Here is a 15,165-nt window from a genome sequence, read left to right as displayed (position 1 = left end):
GAAGATTGGCGAAACCGGGAGGAACAGCCAATCTCCCCGCTTGAGGGGGAGATGTCCGGCAGGACAGAGGGGGGTGCTTGGCGCAAACCTCAATCATGCCGGCTCGTCCATCAAATGCAAATGCTCGCGGTTGAACGTCAGCACCACCGCTTCGCCTTCCGCCGGCAGCTTTGTCCCGGCCGGCACGATGGCGTGCAGCCTCAACCCGTCGGCGTCGAGCGCCAGCTTGGTCGTAGCGCCGAGATAGTTGGTTCCGACCAGGCGCGCGGCGACGCCCTCGCCTTTGGCGGCGCGGCCGATGCGGATGGATTCGGGACGCAGGCTGCCCCAGCGGTGCTGGCCGGAATAGCGCTGGACGAAGTCCGGCGGCAGTACGTTGGAGGAGCCGACGAAATCGGCGACGAAGCGGGTCTTCGGCCGCTGGTAGATGTCTTCCGGCGTGCCGATCTGCATGATCTTGCCGTCATTGAAGACGGCGACGCGGTCGGCCATCGACAGCGCTTCGCCCTGGTCGTGGGTGACGAAGACGAAGGTGATGCCGAGCGCCTTCTGCAGCGACTTCAGCTCTTCCTGCATGTTCTCGCGCAGTTTGAGATCGAGCGCGCCGAGCGGCTCGTCGAGCAGAAGCACCTTGGGCTGGTTGACCAGCGCACGGGCCAGCGCCACGCGCTGGCGCTGGCCGCCGGAGAGCTGGCCGGGACGGCGGGCGCCATAGCCGGGAAGCCGCACCAGTGACAATGCCTCTTCCGCCGCCTTCTGCCGCTGCGGCTTGGCGATGCCCTTGACCATCAGCCCGTAGGCGACATTGTCCAGCACGTTCAAATGCGGGAACAGCGCGTAGTCCTGGAACACCGTGTTGACGTTGCGGCGATAGGGCGGCACGCCCTCGGCGCGGTCGCCGAAGATCGAGATCGAGCCCGAGGTCGGCTGCTCGAAGCCGGCGATGAGGCGCAGGCAGGTCGTCTTGCCGGACCCCGACGGACCGAGCATGGCGAAGAACTCGCCCGGCACGATATCGAGATCGACCGCATCGACGGCGCGCACGCTGCCGAAATGGCGAGAGACTTTCTGGAAGGAAACGGCCGATGTCATGGGCTGTCCGTCTGTTGCCGGTTTGTGTTCGTCGAAATAGCTCTTGCCGCCACCAATCAGGCCAGCGGGCACGGCACTTCACCTCCCCCTCGATGGGGGAGGTCGCGGCGAAGCCGCGGGTGGGGTGACTAGCACCGGACGTCAGCGTTGCCCCCACCCCGACGCTGCGCGTCGACCCTCCCCACAAGGGGGAGGGTTAAGGGAGCTCAACGCCCGCCGATGACGCCGATATAGTCGGACACCCAGCGGTAGTAAGGCACGCACTGGTCGTTCTGGGTTGCGCACTTGGAGACCGGCGTCTTCCAGAACTTGATCTTGTCGAAGTTCTCGTAGCCGTTGGTCTTGCAGCCTTCCTCGCCGAGCAGCTCGTTGCCCTTGCAAGCAGCGGGCACGACCGGGAGCGAGCCGAACCAGGCCGAGACGTCGCCCTGGACCTTGGGCGACAGCGAATGCTCGAGCCACATATAGGCGCAGTTCGGGTGCGCGGCGTCGGCCTCCATCATGGTGGTGTCGGCCCAGCCGGTGACGCCTTCTTCCGGCACGGTCGAGGCGACCGGCTTCTTGGCGGCGACCAGCGTGTTGACCTGGTAGGGCCATGAGCCGGAGGCGACGACGCCTTCGTTCTGGAAATCGTCGACCTGGATGGCGGCGTCATGCCAGTAGCGACCGACCAGCGTCCGCTGAACACGCAGCAGTTCGAGTGCGGCCTTGTACTGGTCCTCGTTCAGTTCGTAGGGATCCTTGATGCCGAGTTCCGGCTTGTGGAACATCAAATAGTTGGCGGCGTCGGCGATGTGGATCGGGCCGTCATAGGCCTGGACGCGGCCCTTGTTGGACTTGCCGTCCGGCAGGTTCATTTCCTCGAAGACGACGTTCCAGCTTTTGGGCGCTTCCTTGAAGACATCGGTGTTGTACATCAGGATGTTCGGGCCCCACTGATAGGGAACGCCGTAATGCACCTTGTCGACGGTGAACCAGGGCGCATCCTTCAGACGGTCGTCTACCGCCTTCCAGCTCGGGATGAGATCGGTGTTGATCGGCTGCACGCGCTTGCCGGCAACGAGGCGCAGCGAGGCGTCACCCGAAGCGGTGACTAGATCGAACCCACCCTCATTCATCAGCGAGACCATCTCGTCGGAGGTGTTCGCGGTCTTGACGTTGACCTTGCAGCCGCTCTCCTTCTCGAAGGAGGTCACCCAGTCATAGCCCTTGTCGGTTTCGCCGCGCTCGATGTACCCCGGCCAGGCAACGATGCTGACCTCCCCTTCGCCCTTGCCAAGTTCCTTGACCTGGGCGACGGCCTGACCGGAAAAGGTCAGCGCGACCGTCAAGGCGGTGCACGTCTTCAGGAATGAATTCATCGTCAATCTCCCATTTTGGCGCCTGACTGCGAAGCGAGTCGCCGCCGCGGTCAGCCGCAGGCTGAAAAGCGTCAGTTCATCCGATGGCACGTTGCCGCTCTGATGGCGGCTTTCGTCCCTGACATGAAAAGTGCTCGGAAAATTCCGGTTTCGCAAATTCATTTATCAGAAACGCGATATCGGTTTTTCCGATAGATAACCACGCACCCTATCAACGCTGCTGGCGTACCATACGCTGCGACTGGGCAAGGCCGATGAAGTCGCGCGACGCCTGCGGCAGACCGGAGCCGCGGCGCCAGACCATGCCGACCTGGACGACCGGCAGGGAACCCGAAATGTCGCGCGATTCGATGCGGTCGCCTTCCAGCGACCACGGCCGGTAGACTAGGTCGGGCAGCAACGCCACGCCCGCACCTGTGGCGACGAGGCTGCGAACGGCTTCGACCGAGCGGGTGCGAAAGGCGACATGCGGCCTGGCGCCGATCGCCGCCAGAAGCTTGCCGGTGTTCTCCTCGATCTCGTCGACGGTCAGCATGATCAGCGGCTCGCCGGCAATGTCGCCTATGCCGATAATGTCGGCGCTGGCCAGCTTGTGGCCGAGCGGGACCCACAGCCGGTAGGCCGAGACCTCGAGGATTTCCGACTGCAGCGCGGTGCGGTCGCGCAAATTGGAGGTGACCATGACGGCAATGTCGAGCTTGCCGCCGATCAGGAGGTGCTCGAGATAGTCGCCATTGTCCTCGATAGCCGAGACATCGACCCCGGGATAGGCGCGGCGATAGCGCGCCAGAAGATCGGAAAGCACATAGCCGGCGACCAGCGAGGTGACGCCGAGCTGCAGGCGCCCGCCGGCCACCACCTGGTCGTCGGAGAAAGCGCGGCGCGCATCGGAGACGTCGGCCAGGATCTTGGTCGCATGGCGCAGGAACTGGTGGCCTTTGTGAGTAATGTTGAGGCCACGCGGATGGCGCTCGAACAATTCGACGCCGAGATCGCTCTCCAGCTCCTTGATCGCCTCGGTGACCGAGGATTGCGAGATGGAGAGGTTTTGTGCGGCGCCCGACACCGTGCCTTGCTCGGCGACGGCAATGAAGAACTGCAGCTGACGGATGGTGAAAGCCATGGCCGGACTAAACACCGGCGCGACGGGGAAGGAAAGCCGAAGGCGAGCCTTTTACCCGTACGGCTTGAGGCGCCTCCTGTCAGCCGAAGCCGAGGCGCCGCCGGCAGGCAGGACCGTAGCGAAGCGCGAGCATAAAAGCCGTCTCCAGCGCCAAAACGATGACGATGATGCGAAAGCCGATGGCATAGGAATCCCGGCCGCTGCCGCGCATAAGGTAGCCGGTGATGAGGAAGCCGGTGTTCCATAGCGTGGCGCCGAGCAGCGTCGCCGCCGCGAAGGGCAAGAGTGGCAGACGGAGCGCGCCGGCCGCGATCGGCAGATAGTTGCGAACCGTCGGGATGAACTGCGCCAGCAAGGAGACCCGGACATGATGGCGGCGATACGCCTGACCAAGCTTGCTGTAGGCCGCATAGCGCAAGCAGACATATTTGCCGAAACGCTCGACCAGCCTGTCGGCACGATCCAATCCAATCCTACGGCCCACACTATACCAGACAAGGCAGCCTGTGATGGCGGACAGCGTCGTCACCAGGAGCAGAATCGCCAGCGCCAGGAGATCGGAGGCTGCCGTCATGCCGAGGAACAGCAGCAGCACATGCGAGGGCGGCAGCGGCAGGATCTTTTCTGTGAAGGCGAGGCAGGCGACGCCGAGCAGGCCGAAGCCCAGGATCGCCGACAGTGGATCAGTCATGCGAAGCGCCAGTCATAGGTTTTGAGGTTCTTGATCCTGGACACCTTATACACCGTCATACACCGTCGCCGGCGGAAAGTTGCGGAATGTCCGGCCAAGCCGGGTCCGCTTCCAGGTCGGAGCGCGCAAGCGTCCAGGCCATGAGGAAAGACAAGGCATCGTTTGCAGCATGGTGACCTCATTGCTGATGCGGGCGATTCGCCCGGCCCGCATTTCGACGAGGCGCTGTTTGCGGCTGCCAAGTTGCATGGACATTGCGAAGAGCCGGATGATTGAAAAACAATTTTTCACCAGAACGACATCTTATGCGGCCGGCGACGCGGCGCGCATGATGCACAACATCGCCTTCGTGGTATCGGGTGGCGGCATGGCCGGGATCGCGGCGCGCCAGTCGCTGGTGTTTGGCTAGGCCGCAGCGATGCTGAGGCGCGCTCCAGCCTCGGCAAGTGCCGAGGCAATGTCGCGCGGCGGCGGCTGGTCGGTGGCGAGTTCGGAAAAACCATCGAAGCCGCAGACCTGGACCAGCCCCTGGCGACCGAACTTGGTGTGGTCGGTGATGACCAGCGAGCGCTGGCCGCGCGACAGCACCATGCGGGCGAACTCCGCCTCTTCCAGATCGTAGTCGGCAAGGCCTGCGGCGGCATCGACGGCGCCGATCGAAATCACCGCATGGCTGACCGAGAAGCGGCTGACGAAATCGATCGCCGAGGCGCCGAAGGCGGCTCCGGAATCGCTGCGCAATTCGCCGCCGGCCATATAGACCTTGTTGCCGTTGACGGTGGCCAGCGTGCGGGCGATGTCGGATGAATTGGTGACCACGGTCAGCCGCCGGTGGCCGAGCAGTTCGCGGGCCAGGAACGAGGTCGTGGTGCCGGTGTCCAGCATGACCGATTCACCGTTGCGAATCGTGGCAGCGACCATGCGGGCGATCAGCCGCTTGGCCTCCGCATTGTCGCGCATGCGCCGCTCGAACGGCGCTTCGCCGGCCATCGACGGCAGGCCGATGGCGCCATGCATCTTGAGCACCGAGCCATTGCCGGTCAGTGGCTTGACATCCCGGCGCACCGTTTCAAGCGAAACCCCCAGCCGGTCGGCGAGGCTGGCAATGGTGACGGTGCCCTCTTCCTTGAGGAGGCGGAGGATTTCGCCATGCCGTTTCGAATGGATCATCTGGCTTCCTGAATTTGCGGCCTGCCCGGTTTTAGGGCAATGCCGCCGTTTTTAAAGGAATTGCTCGTGGTTTCGGGCAAAACACCCAAAAAAAGTCACAACATTTCATTGACAGCTAGGTAGCACTGGCGTGACATTGACGGCGTGACAGCTTCGGAACTGCCACGGGAGGGTGATGGCAGAGCCGCAATTCACGGACCGGACCGTCTGGCCAGACCGTCTGGGTTTGAACTGGCACAAAAGTTTCTCAAATCCGCGGGGGCGGAGACCGGGTATCAAAACCTGGCCAGAGGGGCTCGTCGGTGCGGCGCGGGATAGGAGTTCCTGCGTCCCGCACCGACGAGATTTTTTGCGTTTCCCAACGCTCGTTGCGCGGCGCATGGCGCCCAAGAAAGCTCCGCAAAAGTCAGGGATGGTCCCGTGACTGCTGAAGACCGCATCCGGACCTTGCCCTGCTGGAACGGCAGCATCGACATTGCGCCGTTGCCGGGCGGCCTCAGCAACGCCAACTATCTGGTCAAGGACGCGGCCGGGCGGCATGTCGTGCGCTTCGGCCAGGACTATCCATTTCACCACGTCTTTCGCGACCGCGAGGTGATGACGGCCCGCGCGGCGCACGCCGCAGGCTTCGCGCCGGCGGTCCACCATTCCGAACCCGGCATCATGGTCACGGAATTCCTCGGCGCGAAGACCTATGTCGCCGAGGATGTGCGCGCCAATATCGGCCGCGTCGCAGCGCTTATGCGCGGGTTCCATCGCGAGATGCCCAATCACATCTCCGGCGCCGGCTTCATGTTCTGGGTCTTCCATGTCATCCGCGACTATGCGCGAACGCTGAGCGAAGGCGGCAGCCGCAAGCGCGACGAGCTGCCCAGGCTGCTGGCTCTGGCCGACGAGTTGGAGCGGGCGCAGAAGCTGCTGCCGATCGTATTCGGCCACAACGATCTTCTGCCGGCAAATATCCTCGACGATGGCGACAGGTTGTGGCTCATCGATTTCGAATATGCCGGTTTCAACACCGCGATGTTCGATCTTGCCGGCGTTGCCTCCAACGCCGAGATGAGCGACGCGGAGTCCTTCTCTTTCCTCACGGCGTATTTCATGCGCGAGCCGGATGAGGCGATCCGCCGCTCGCACGCGGCCATGCAATGCGCCTCGCTGCTGCGCGAGGCGATGTGGAGCATGGTTTCCGAACTTTACCTCGACGCGCCCGGCATCGACTACGTCGCCTACACCGCGGAGAACCTGACGCGGCTCGACGGGGCGCTGGACAATTACCGCACGAAGTACGGGACACAGTCATGACATTGCCTACACATGCCGCCATCGTCGTCATCGGCGGCGGCATTATCGGCTGTTCGACGGCCTATCACCTGGCACGCGACCACAAGGCCGATGTCGTGCTGCTGGAACAGGGGAAGCTGACCTCGGGTTCGACCTGGCACGCGGCCGGGCTGGTCGGCCAGCTGCGCTCGTCCGCCTCGATCACCCGCGTGCTCAAATATTCGGTCGAGCTCTACAAGGGGCTGGAAGCCGAAACCGGGCTCGCTACCGGCTGGAAGATGACCGGGTGCCTCAGGCTTGCGACCAATGCCGACCGCTGGACCGAATATAAACGGCTGGCGACGACGGCCAGGAGCTTCGGCATGGACATGCAGTTGCTGTCGCCGGGGGAGGTCAAAAAGATGTGGCCGCTGCTGGAGACCGGCGACCTCGTCGGCGCCTCCTGGCTGCCGACCGATGGGCAGGCCAGCCCCTCCGACATCACGCAGTCGCTGGCCAAGGGCGCGCGCATGCATGGCGCCAAGCTGTTCGAGGACGTCCGCGTTACCGGCTTTGACATGACGGACGGGCACATCACCGCGGTGAAGACCAACAAGGGCGACATTGCTTGCGACAAGGTGGTGAACTGCGCCGGGCAATGGTCACGCCAGGTCGGCGCGATGGCCGGCATTTGCGTGCCGCTGCAACCGGTCAAGCACCAGTACATCATCACCGAGAAGATCGACGGGCTGGCGACCGACGCGCCGACAATCCGCGATCCCGACCGCCGCACCTATTTCAAGGAAGAGGTCGGCGGGCTGGTGATGGGCGGCTATGAGCCGAACCCGCAGGCCTGGGCGACCGGCCTGCCCGGCGGCGATGTCCCCGATGACTGGGAGTTCCGCCTGTTCGACGACGACTACGATCATTTCGAACAGCATATGAGCCAGGCGATCGCGCGCGTGCCGGCGCTGGAGACGGTCGGCGTCAAGCAGATGATCAACGGGCCGGAGAGTTTTACGCCGGACGGCAATTTCATCCTCGGTGTCGCGCCCGAATGCGCCAACATGTTCGTCGGCGCCGGCTTCAACGCCTTCGGCATCGCTTCCGGCGGCGGCGCCGGCTGGGTGCTGGCGCAATGGGTTGTCGATGGTGAAGCGCCGCTCGACCTTTGGGTGGTCGACATCAGGCGCTTTTCCAATTTGCACCGCGACCGGCAATGGGTCAGCGATCGCACGCTGGAAGCCTATGGCAAGCATTACACGATCGGCTTTCCGCATGAGGAGTACGTCTCGGGCCGGCCGCGCATCGTCTCGCCGCTCTACGAGCGGCTGAAAGCGCACCGCGCGGTGTTCGGCTCCAAGCTCGGCTGGGAACGGCCGAACTGGTTCGCGCCGCAGGGCGCCACATCCGAAGACATTTATTCCATGGGCCGGCAGAACTGGTTTGGCCCGGTCGGCGAGGAGCATCGCCATGTGCGCGAGAAAGTCGGCATCTTCGACCAGTCGTCCTTCGCCAAATACGAAATGACGGGTTCGGATGCGGCTAAGGCGCTGGACTGGATCTGCGCCAACGATGTCGCCAAGCCGGTGGGACGGCTGACCTACACGCAGCTTCTCAACACGCGCGGCGGCATCGAGGCCGATTTGACGGTGGCCAGGCTCGCCGAAGACAAATTCTACATCGTGACCGGCACCGGCTTCCGCACGCATGATCTCTCCTGGATCGGCGACCATGTCGGCAAGGGTCTCGACGTGACGCTGAAAGATGTCACTGAGGATTTCGGCACGCTATCACTGATGGGACCGCGGGCCCGCGACGTTCTGGCTGCCGTGACCGATGCCGATGTCTCGAACGCCGCCTTCCCGTTCGGCCATATCCGCGAGATCACGACTGCCGGCCATACGGTTCGGGCGCTGCGCGTCACCTATGTCGGAGAGCTTGGTTGGGAATTGCATGTGCCGATCGCCGCCACCGGCGAGATTTTCGACACGCTGATGGCGGCAGGCAAGCCGCACGGCATCCGGCCGATCGGCTACCGGGCGCTGGAATCACTTCGGCTGGAGAAAGGCTACCGCGCCTGGGGCTCCGACATCACCCCCAACGACACGCCTCAGGAGGCCGGCCTCGGCTGGGCGGTGAAGCTGAGGAAGAACACCGATTTCGTCGGCCGGCGGGCGCTCGAAAAGATCAGCGGCGCCGACCTGAAGAAACGCTTTGCCGGCTTCACGGTCGACGATCCCGATATCGTGCTGGTCGGGCGCGAGACGATTTTGCGCAATGGCGAACCGGTCGGCTATCTCACCAGCGGCGGTTATGGCTACACGCTGGCTAAGAACATCGGCTATGGCTATGTCCGCAACGCCGATGGCGTCAGCGACGATTTTCTCAGCTCAGGCGACTATGAGCTGGTGGTGGCGATGGAACGGACGCCGGCCAAGATCCATCTCGAGCCGATGTACGATTCGGCGATGAGCAAGATCAAAGCGTAGACGAAACCTGGATTAGCTCACACGAAGCACGAGGCCGCGGCTGGGCACGGTATCCGACTCGCCCGGCATCGAGACATAGGGCGCCGTCTCCTCGGCGCGGACAACCCTGCCCTCAGCTTCGAGTACAGCGATGCGTTCGGCGAAGCCGGCGTTCCACAGCGTGTTCTTGACCGTCAGCACGATGATGCCGTCCGGCCGGCAGATGCGGATCAGTTCATCCAGCCCCCCGGCGCCGACATGGCCGGAGGTGAAAACGCCGGCCGAGACGATGCCGGCATAGGCATTGTCGGCAAAGGGCAGCGGGCCGCCGAGCGCCAGGCAATGCAGCGCCGAATAGACGCCCTTTGCCGCTGCCTTGGCCAGCATGCCTTGCGAAATATCGAGCGCTTCGACCTGGGGATAGCCGGTGATGGCCAGCCACTCGCCGATCAGCCCGGTGCCGGCGCCGGCGTCGAGAAGCGGTGCGGCGCCGCGCGGCAGATGGCGGGCCAGCAGGGCCAGGCAGATCGTCGGATGGCGGTAGCCGGCGGCCGACATATCGGCATCGTAGGTTTCCGACCATTTGTCATAGATCGCGGCGACGTCCTCGGGCCGTTGCGCCGCATAGGCGGCGCCAAGCCCGCCATGATCCTTGTTGCCCGCCATGGCTGTCTCTCCGCCAGCTCGCTGCTCACCCTCGATCGGATGATAGCCAAACGGCGAAAACTGTGGAACCGTTGTCGCAAGAAATAACACGCCAGGGGCAACAGGCATGGGGACGGACGAGGCACGCGCAACACTTGCGGCAATTCCGGCATTGGCGGGCTATGACGGACCGCTTGAGCGGCTGGGCGGGATGACCAATCTCGTCTTTCGGGCCGGCGATATCTGCCTGCGCATGCCCGGCAAAGGCACGGAGGAGTATATCAACCGCGCCAATGAAGCGGTGGCGGCGCGTGAGGCGGCCAAGGCCGGCGTCAGTCCCGAGGTGCTGCATGTCGACCCCGCGACAGGCGTGATGGCGAGCCGCTTCGTTGCCGGCGCCGAGACAATGTCGCCGGAGAAGTTCAAGCTGCGCGCCGGTAGCCCGGCCCGCGCCGGCGAAGCCTTCCGCAAGCTGCACTCGTCAGGCGCGGTGTTCCCGTTCCGCTTCGAGCTGTTTGCGATGATCGACGACTATCTCAAGGTCTTGTCGACCAAGGATGTCGCCTTGCCGCCGGGCTACCACGACGTGGTGCGCGAATCCGACACCGCGCGTGCGTCCCTTGCCGCGCATAGACTGCCGCTTGCCGCCTGCCATTGCGATCCGCTGTGCGAGAATTTGCTCGATACGGGCGAGCGGATGTGGATCGTCGACTGGGAATATTCGGGGATGAATGACCCGCTCTGGGATCTCGGCGACCTCTCGGTCGAAGGCCGGTTCGACACCGCGCAGGAGGAAGAGATGATGCGCGCCTATTTCGGCGGCGAGGCGAAACCGGCCGAGCGCGGCCGCGTCGTCACCTACAAGGCGATGTGCGACCTGTTGTGGACGCTGTGGGGGCTGATCCAGCTTGCCAACAACAACCCGGTCGAGGACTTCCGCGCCTATGCCGACGGCCGCTTCGCCCGTTGCAAGGCGCTGATGGAAACGCCTGAGTTTTCACGGCATTTGGCGGCGGTGCGCCAAGGTTAGGTCAATTCACGCCTTTCGGCACGTTCTCCCGCGGCACGACTGTTTCGACCACCTTCTGGCGGTGGAAGATGAACAGGCCGGCGAGCACGACGATGGCCGAGCCGATCAGGATGCGCGGTCCCGGCACGTCGCCGAAGAAGGCCAGGCCGAAGATCACCGCCCATAGAAGCAGGCTGTAGTGCAGCGGCGCCAGCGTCGAGGCAGGGGCCAGTTTCAGCGCCCTGGTAATCATCAGATGCGCGCTGCAGGAGACGATGCCGAGCAGGAGCATGGCGCCGAAATCGAGTGCCGAGGGCGTCTGCCAGGCGCCTATGGTCATCACGCCGCCGACGAGCAGCGTGCCGATAGTCTGCCAGGTGACCAGCGTTGTGTCGCTGGTGCCGCGCAGGCGGCGGCTGAGGATGATGGCGAAGGCGAAGGCGAGGCTGCCGACCAGTGCGAACAGCGAGGACTGCGAGAACGCCGCCGAAGACGGCTTCAAGATGATCAGCACGCCGCAGAAGCCGACCATGATGGCGGCCCAGCGGCGCCAGCCGACCTTTTCGCCGAGCAGGAAATGCGACAGCGCCGCCACATAGATCGGCCCGGCCATGTAGAAGCTCATCACGTCGGCAAGCGGAAGATAGACGACGGCGGCATAGAACAGCGCCGTGTCCGCCGTGGTCGCCAGCACGCGCAGAATCTGGAGGACCGGCCGCTCCATCCGGAACAGTCTGCGGGCGCCCTGGTTGGCGATCATCGGGCCGAGCACGATGAAGGCGCCGATGGATCGGATCAGCACCACCTGGCCGACCGAGAAGCTGGCGACCAGCCATTTGCCCATCGCGTCGTTCAGCGCGAACATGAAGTCGCCGGCCAGCATCAAGAGGATGCCGGCTAGAAGCGCGTTCCTGATAGTGAAGGTGCGGACGAGCGACTGGGCCATGCGGCTCCCTAGCTGCAAGCGGCCGCTTTGACGAGGCAAATCGGTAAGACCAGCGGCGGAAATCGGCTGTTTCTACCCAGTTTTGTGCCGCCGGTTCACCTGTCCGGGACGGCCGGCGATCGACAGCCGTGTCTCCTGCTTCGTGCGCTGGGCCACCACCTTGCCCCTGGCGACGACGCACAGCCGTTCGGCACGTAACCTCAAGGCTTCGATCGGGTTGCCGGCATCGAGGATAACGAAGCTGGCGCGCTTGCCCACGGCAAGGCCGAGATGATCGAGGCCCATGATGGCGGCGTTGACATTGGTGACCATGTCGAAGCAGCGCGCCATGTCGGCAGGGCTCGACATCTGAGCGACGTGGAGGCCCATGAAGGCGACGTCGAGCATGTCGGCGGTGCCGAGCGAATACCAGGGGTCGAGAACGCAATCCTGGCCCCAGCCGACGCGGATGCCGAGCGCCTGCATCTCCTTCACCCGGGTCATGCCGCGGCGTTTGGGAAACGTGTCGTGGCGGCCCTGCAGCATGATGTTGATCAGCGGATTGGGGATCGCCGAGACACCGGCCTCGGCGATCAGCGGCAGCAGCTTGGAGACGTAATAATTGTCCATCGAGTGCATCGAGGTGAGGTGCGAGCCGGCCACCTTGCCCTGCAGGCCAAGGCGCTGCGTCTCATAGGCAAGCTGCTCGATGTGGCGCGACAACGGATCGTCGGTCTCGTCGCAATGCAGGTCGACCATCAGCCCGCGCTTCGCCGCGATTTCGCACAATTCGGTCACCGAGCGCGTGCCGTCGGCCATGGTGCGTTCGAAATGCGGGATGCCGCCGACGATGTCGACGCCCATGTCGAGCGCGCACAGCGTGTTCTGGCGCGCCGTCGGCGAACGGTAGAAGCCATCCTGCGGGAAAGCGACCAGTTGCAGATCGATATAGGGCGCGACAATCTTCTTGACGTCGAGCAGCGCCTCGACCGCCAGCAGCCGGTCGTCGCAGACATCGACATGGGTACGGATGGCGAGCAGGCCCATCGAGACCGCCCAGTCGCAATAGGCGAGCGCCCGCTCGCGAACCGCGTTATGGGTCAACAGCGGCTTCAGTTCGCCCCACAGCGAAATGCCTTCCAGCAGCGTACCCGAAGCGTTGATGCGTGGAATGCCGTAGGACAGCGTCGCATCCATATGGAAATGCGGATCGACGAAGGGCGGCGAGATCAGATTGCCGCACGCGTCGATCGCCGTGCCGGCAGTGACGGCGAGTTCGGGCTCTATGGCGACGATCGTCTCGCCGATGATGCCGAGATCGGCGACGGTGCCGTCGGGCAGCGTTCCGCCGCGCACAACAAGGTCGAAATCCATCTGCCGTCATCTCCCTGAAGCTCGAACGCCGTAATCGTGGCGTAAAAGACACCTTGCCGCAGCCGTTTGCCTTCGCCGAAGCGAAAGGTTCCATCCAGCCACAACTCGCTCTATAAGCCGCCTTTCGCCCCGGTGGCGAATCCGAAATTCGTCAGTCAGGCATGGGATCTGCCATTTGTTTCGCTTCTTCCGTTCGACGGAAAACCAGCGCCTTATCGCAAGGCTTTTGCGGGAATCCTTTCACGCGCATAGATTTGGCTACGCTGCGGCCATTCTGTCGATGCTGGTGGTGGCGGCAACGACAGCAGCCAGCGCCTATATGCTGCGCGAAATCACCAATGAATTCGTGGTTTACAAGCGGATTGGGCAGGTCAATCTGATCGCGGCGGCGACCGGAGCGATCTTCATTCTCAAGGGCTTCGCAAACTTCATCCAGGCCTACTTCATGAGCAGGGTCGGCAATGCCATCATCGCCGACCGGCAGCGCAAGATCTATGACAGCATTCTTGCACAAGGCATCGAATTCTATCATTCGACCTCTTCGTCCGAACTGATTTCGCGCATGACGAACAATGCCCAGGCCGCGCGCAGCGTGCTCGACCAAATCGTCACGTCCTATGTTCGCGATCTGGTGACGCTGGCTGCGCTGGTGGGGGTGATGGTCTGGCAGCAGCCGGCGCTGTCCCTCATCTGTCTGGTGATCGGGCCGATCGCCATTTACGGCGTCAATCGTATCCTGAAGCGCGTCCGAAAAATTGCCTCGCAAGAATTCCGTTCGCTCGGCCAGATCGTGCAGGTGATGCAGGAAACGGCGATCGGCGTGCGCGTCGTCAAATCCTTCGGTCTCGAAGGCGCCATGCGCAAGCGCATGTACAAGGCCGTGTCGGACGTGGAGAGCCGCGCCAACAACATCGCCACGCTGGAGGCCGCCACCAGCCCGGTGATGGAAACGCTTGCGGGGCTGGCCATCGCTGGCGCCGTTTTTGTCAGCGGCTTTCTGGTTCTGGGCGGCGGCGGTCAGATGCCGGGCAACATCATGGCCTTCATCGCGGCGCTGCTGTTGGCCTATGAACCGGCCAAGCGCCTGGCCCGCGTACGCATCTCGCTTGAAACCGGCATTGTCGGCGTGCGCATGATGTTCCAGCTCGCCGACCGGCCGCTGACGCTGGCCGAAAAGCCGGATGCAAAGCCGCTGCGGGCCGGGCCGGGCGAGATTCATTTCGACGATGTCAGCTTCGCCTACCCCGAAAGCGCGCCGGTGTTCGAGGGACTGGACCTGACGCTTGCCGCCGGCAAGATGACGGCGCTGGTCGGACCCTCGGGCAGCGGCAAGTCGACCATCCTCAACCTGATCATGCGCATGTACGACCCGCAGGTCGGCAAGGTGATGTTCGATGGCCAGGACATTTCTTGTGCCACGCTCACCTCGGTGAGGGAAAAGATCGCCTATGTCAGCCAGGACACGTTCCTGTTTGCCGGCACGATCATGCACAACATCAGGCTCGGGCGCGAGGGCGCCACCGACGAGGAAGTAATGGCCGCCGCAAGGGCCGCCAATGCACATGACTTCATCAGCGCCCAGGCGAAAGGCTACGACACGGATGTCGGCGAGAATGGCGCGCTGCTGTCAGGCGGCCAGCGCCAGCGCATCTCGATCGCACGCGCCATGCTGCGCAATGCCGAAATCCTGCTTCTGGACGAGGCGACCAGCGCACTCGACGCCGAATCCGAGGCGCTGTTCCGCGACGCGCTGCAGCAGCTGACGGTCGGGCGCACCACCATCGTCATTGCCCACCGCCTGTCGACCGTGCACCAGGCCGACACGATCGTGGTGCTGGAGGCCGGCAAGGTGGTGGAAAGCGGCGCGCATCGCACGCTGCTCAACCAGGGCGGGCTGTATCAGAAGCTTTACGAATATCAGCTGATGCCGTGAGCTTTACCCTCCCCCTTGTGGGCATAGGCGCTAAGATAGCTTTGGCATGGACTGAAACTTGCGCTTTCGTGGTGGCTCACGCCAGCGATATCGCAAGGCACGGAGATT

Annotated in this window: 13 protein-coding genes; 5 read left to right on the top strand and 8 right to left on the bottom strand. The window is 63.6% G+C overall.

The window, feature by feature from the left end; all coding sequences use genetic code 11:
* Window positions 1-93: 93 nt before the first annotated feature.
* From X726_RS139455 to X726_RS139470, 4 genes are all read right to left on the bottom strand, one after another.
* Window positions 94-1,092, bottom strand: coding sequence for an ABC transporter ATP-binding protein (locus tag X726_RS139455; RefSeq protein ID WP_023732490.1), 999 nt, complete (start codon window positions 1,090-1,092; stop codon window positions 94-96).
* A gap of 206 nt (window positions 1,093-1,298) precedes the next feature.
* The gene (locus X726_RS139460; protein WP_023692632.1) at window positions 1,299-2,453 is read right to left on the bottom strand and encodes an ABC transporter substrate-binding protein; all 1,155 of its coding nucleotides are present in this window, start codon (window positions 2,451-2,453) and stop codon (window positions 1,299-1,301) included.
* 211 nt (window positions 2,454-2,664) lie between these two features.
* Window positions 2,665-3,576: a LysR substrate-binding domain-containing protein gene (locus X726_RS139465; RefSeq protein WP_023673412.1), complete on the bottom strand. Its 912-nt coding sequence runs from the start codon at window positions 3,574-3,576 to the stop codon at window positions 2,665-2,667.
* Window positions 3,577-3,655: 79 nt separating this feature from the next.
* Window positions 3,656-4,267 (bottom strand): DedA family protein, encoded by a 612-nt coding sequence (locus X726_RS139470; protein ID WP_023673411.1) that lies wholly within the window; start codon window positions 4,265-4,267, stop codon window positions 3,656-3,658.
* A gap of 247 nt (window positions 4,268-4,514) precedes the next feature.
* Here X726_RS139470 and X726_RS1000000172080 point away from each other — a divergent pair, with 247 nt between their 5' ends.
* The gene (locus tag X726_RS1000000172080) at window positions 4,515-4,676 is read left to right on the top strand and encodes a hypothetical protein (RefSeq protein ID WP_023673410.1); all 162 of its coding nucleotides are present in this window, start codon (window positions 4,515-4,517) and stop codon (window positions 4,674-4,676) included.
* Here the strand turns inward: X726_RS1000000172080 and X726_RS139475 are convergent.
* The gene (locus X726_RS139475; RefSeq protein WP_023673409.1) at window positions 4,673-5,437 is read right to left on the bottom strand and encodes a DeoR/GlpR family DNA-binding transcription regulator; all 765 of its coding nucleotides are present in this window, start codon (window positions 5,435-5,437) and stop codon (window positions 4,673-4,675) included. The two genes, X726_RS1000000172080 and X726_RS139475, sit on opposite strands and share 4 nt — an antisense overlap.
* 420 nt (window positions 5,438-5,857) lie before the next feature.
* Between X726_RS139475 and X726_RS139480 the strand changes: the two genes are divergently transcribed.
* Both X726_RS139480 and X726_RS139485 read left to right on the top strand, forming a co-directional pair.
* A complete protein-coding gene (locus X726_RS139480) occupies window positions 5,858-6,742 on the top strand; it encodes a phosphotransferase family protein (protein ID WP_023673408.1) in 885 nt (294 codons plus the stop codon).
* Window positions 6,739-9,192 (top strand): FAD-dependent oxidoreductase, encoded by a 2,454-nt coding sequence (locus X726_RS139485; protein WP_023673407.1) that lies wholly within the window; start codon window positions 6,739-6,741, stop codon window positions 9,190-9,192. The genes X726_RS139480 and X726_RS139485 overlap by 4 nt, the downstream gene beginning before the upstream one ends.
* Window positions 9,193-9,204: 12 nt before the next feature.
* Here X726_RS139485 and X726_RS139490 read toward each other — a convergent pair whose 3' ends face one another.
* A complete protein-coding gene (locus tag X726_RS139490) occupies window positions 9,205-9,837 on the bottom strand; it encodes a class I SAM-dependent methyltransferase (protein WP_023673406.1) in 633 nt (210 codons plus the stop codon).
* A 106-nt stretch (window positions 9,838-9,943) separates the two neighbouring features.
* Between X726_RS139490 and X726_RS139495 the strand changes: the two genes are divergently transcribed.
* Window positions 9,944-10,846: a phosphotransferase family protein gene (locus X726_RS139495; RefSeq protein WP_031215545.1), complete on the top strand. Its 903-nt coding sequence runs from the start codon at window positions 9,944-9,946 to the stop codon at window positions 10,844-10,846.
* Between the two features lies 1 nt (window position 10,847).
* Here X726_RS139495 and X726_RS139500 read toward each other — a convergent pair whose 3' ends face one another.
* The gene (locus tag X726_RS139500) at window positions 10,848-11,771 is read right to left on the bottom strand and encodes a DMT family transporter (protein WP_023673404.1); all 924 of its coding nucleotides are present in this window, start codon (window positions 11,769-11,771) and stop codon (window positions 10,848-10,850) included.
* 72 nt (window positions 11,772-11,843) lie between these two features.
* Window positions 11,844-13,124, bottom strand: a complete 1,281-nt coding sequence (locus X726_RS139505) for an amidohydrolase family protein (RefSeq protein WP_023673403.1) — start codon at window positions 13,122-13,124, stop codon at window positions 11,844-11,846.
* 175 nt (window positions 13,125-13,299) lie between these two features.
* Between X726_RS139505 and X726_RS139510 the strand changes: the two genes are divergently transcribed.
* Complete coding sequence (locus tag X726_RS139510) at window positions 13,300-15,057, top strand: ABC transporter ATP-binding protein (RefSeq protein WP_023673402.1); 1,758 nt, start codon at window positions 13,300-13,302, stop codon at window positions 15,055-15,057.
* The last annotated feature ends 108 nt before the right edge of the window (window positions 15,058-15,165 follow it).

This window comes from Mesorhizobium sp. LSJC285A00 (genome assembly GCF_000503155.1).
Taxonomy (GTDB): Bacteria; Pseudomonadota; Alphaproteobacteria; order Rhizobiales; family Rhizobiaceae; genus Mesorhizobium.
The sequence above is the reverse complement of the archived record's forward strand: the minus strand, read 5'-3'. Positions and strand labels throughout refer to the sequence as shown.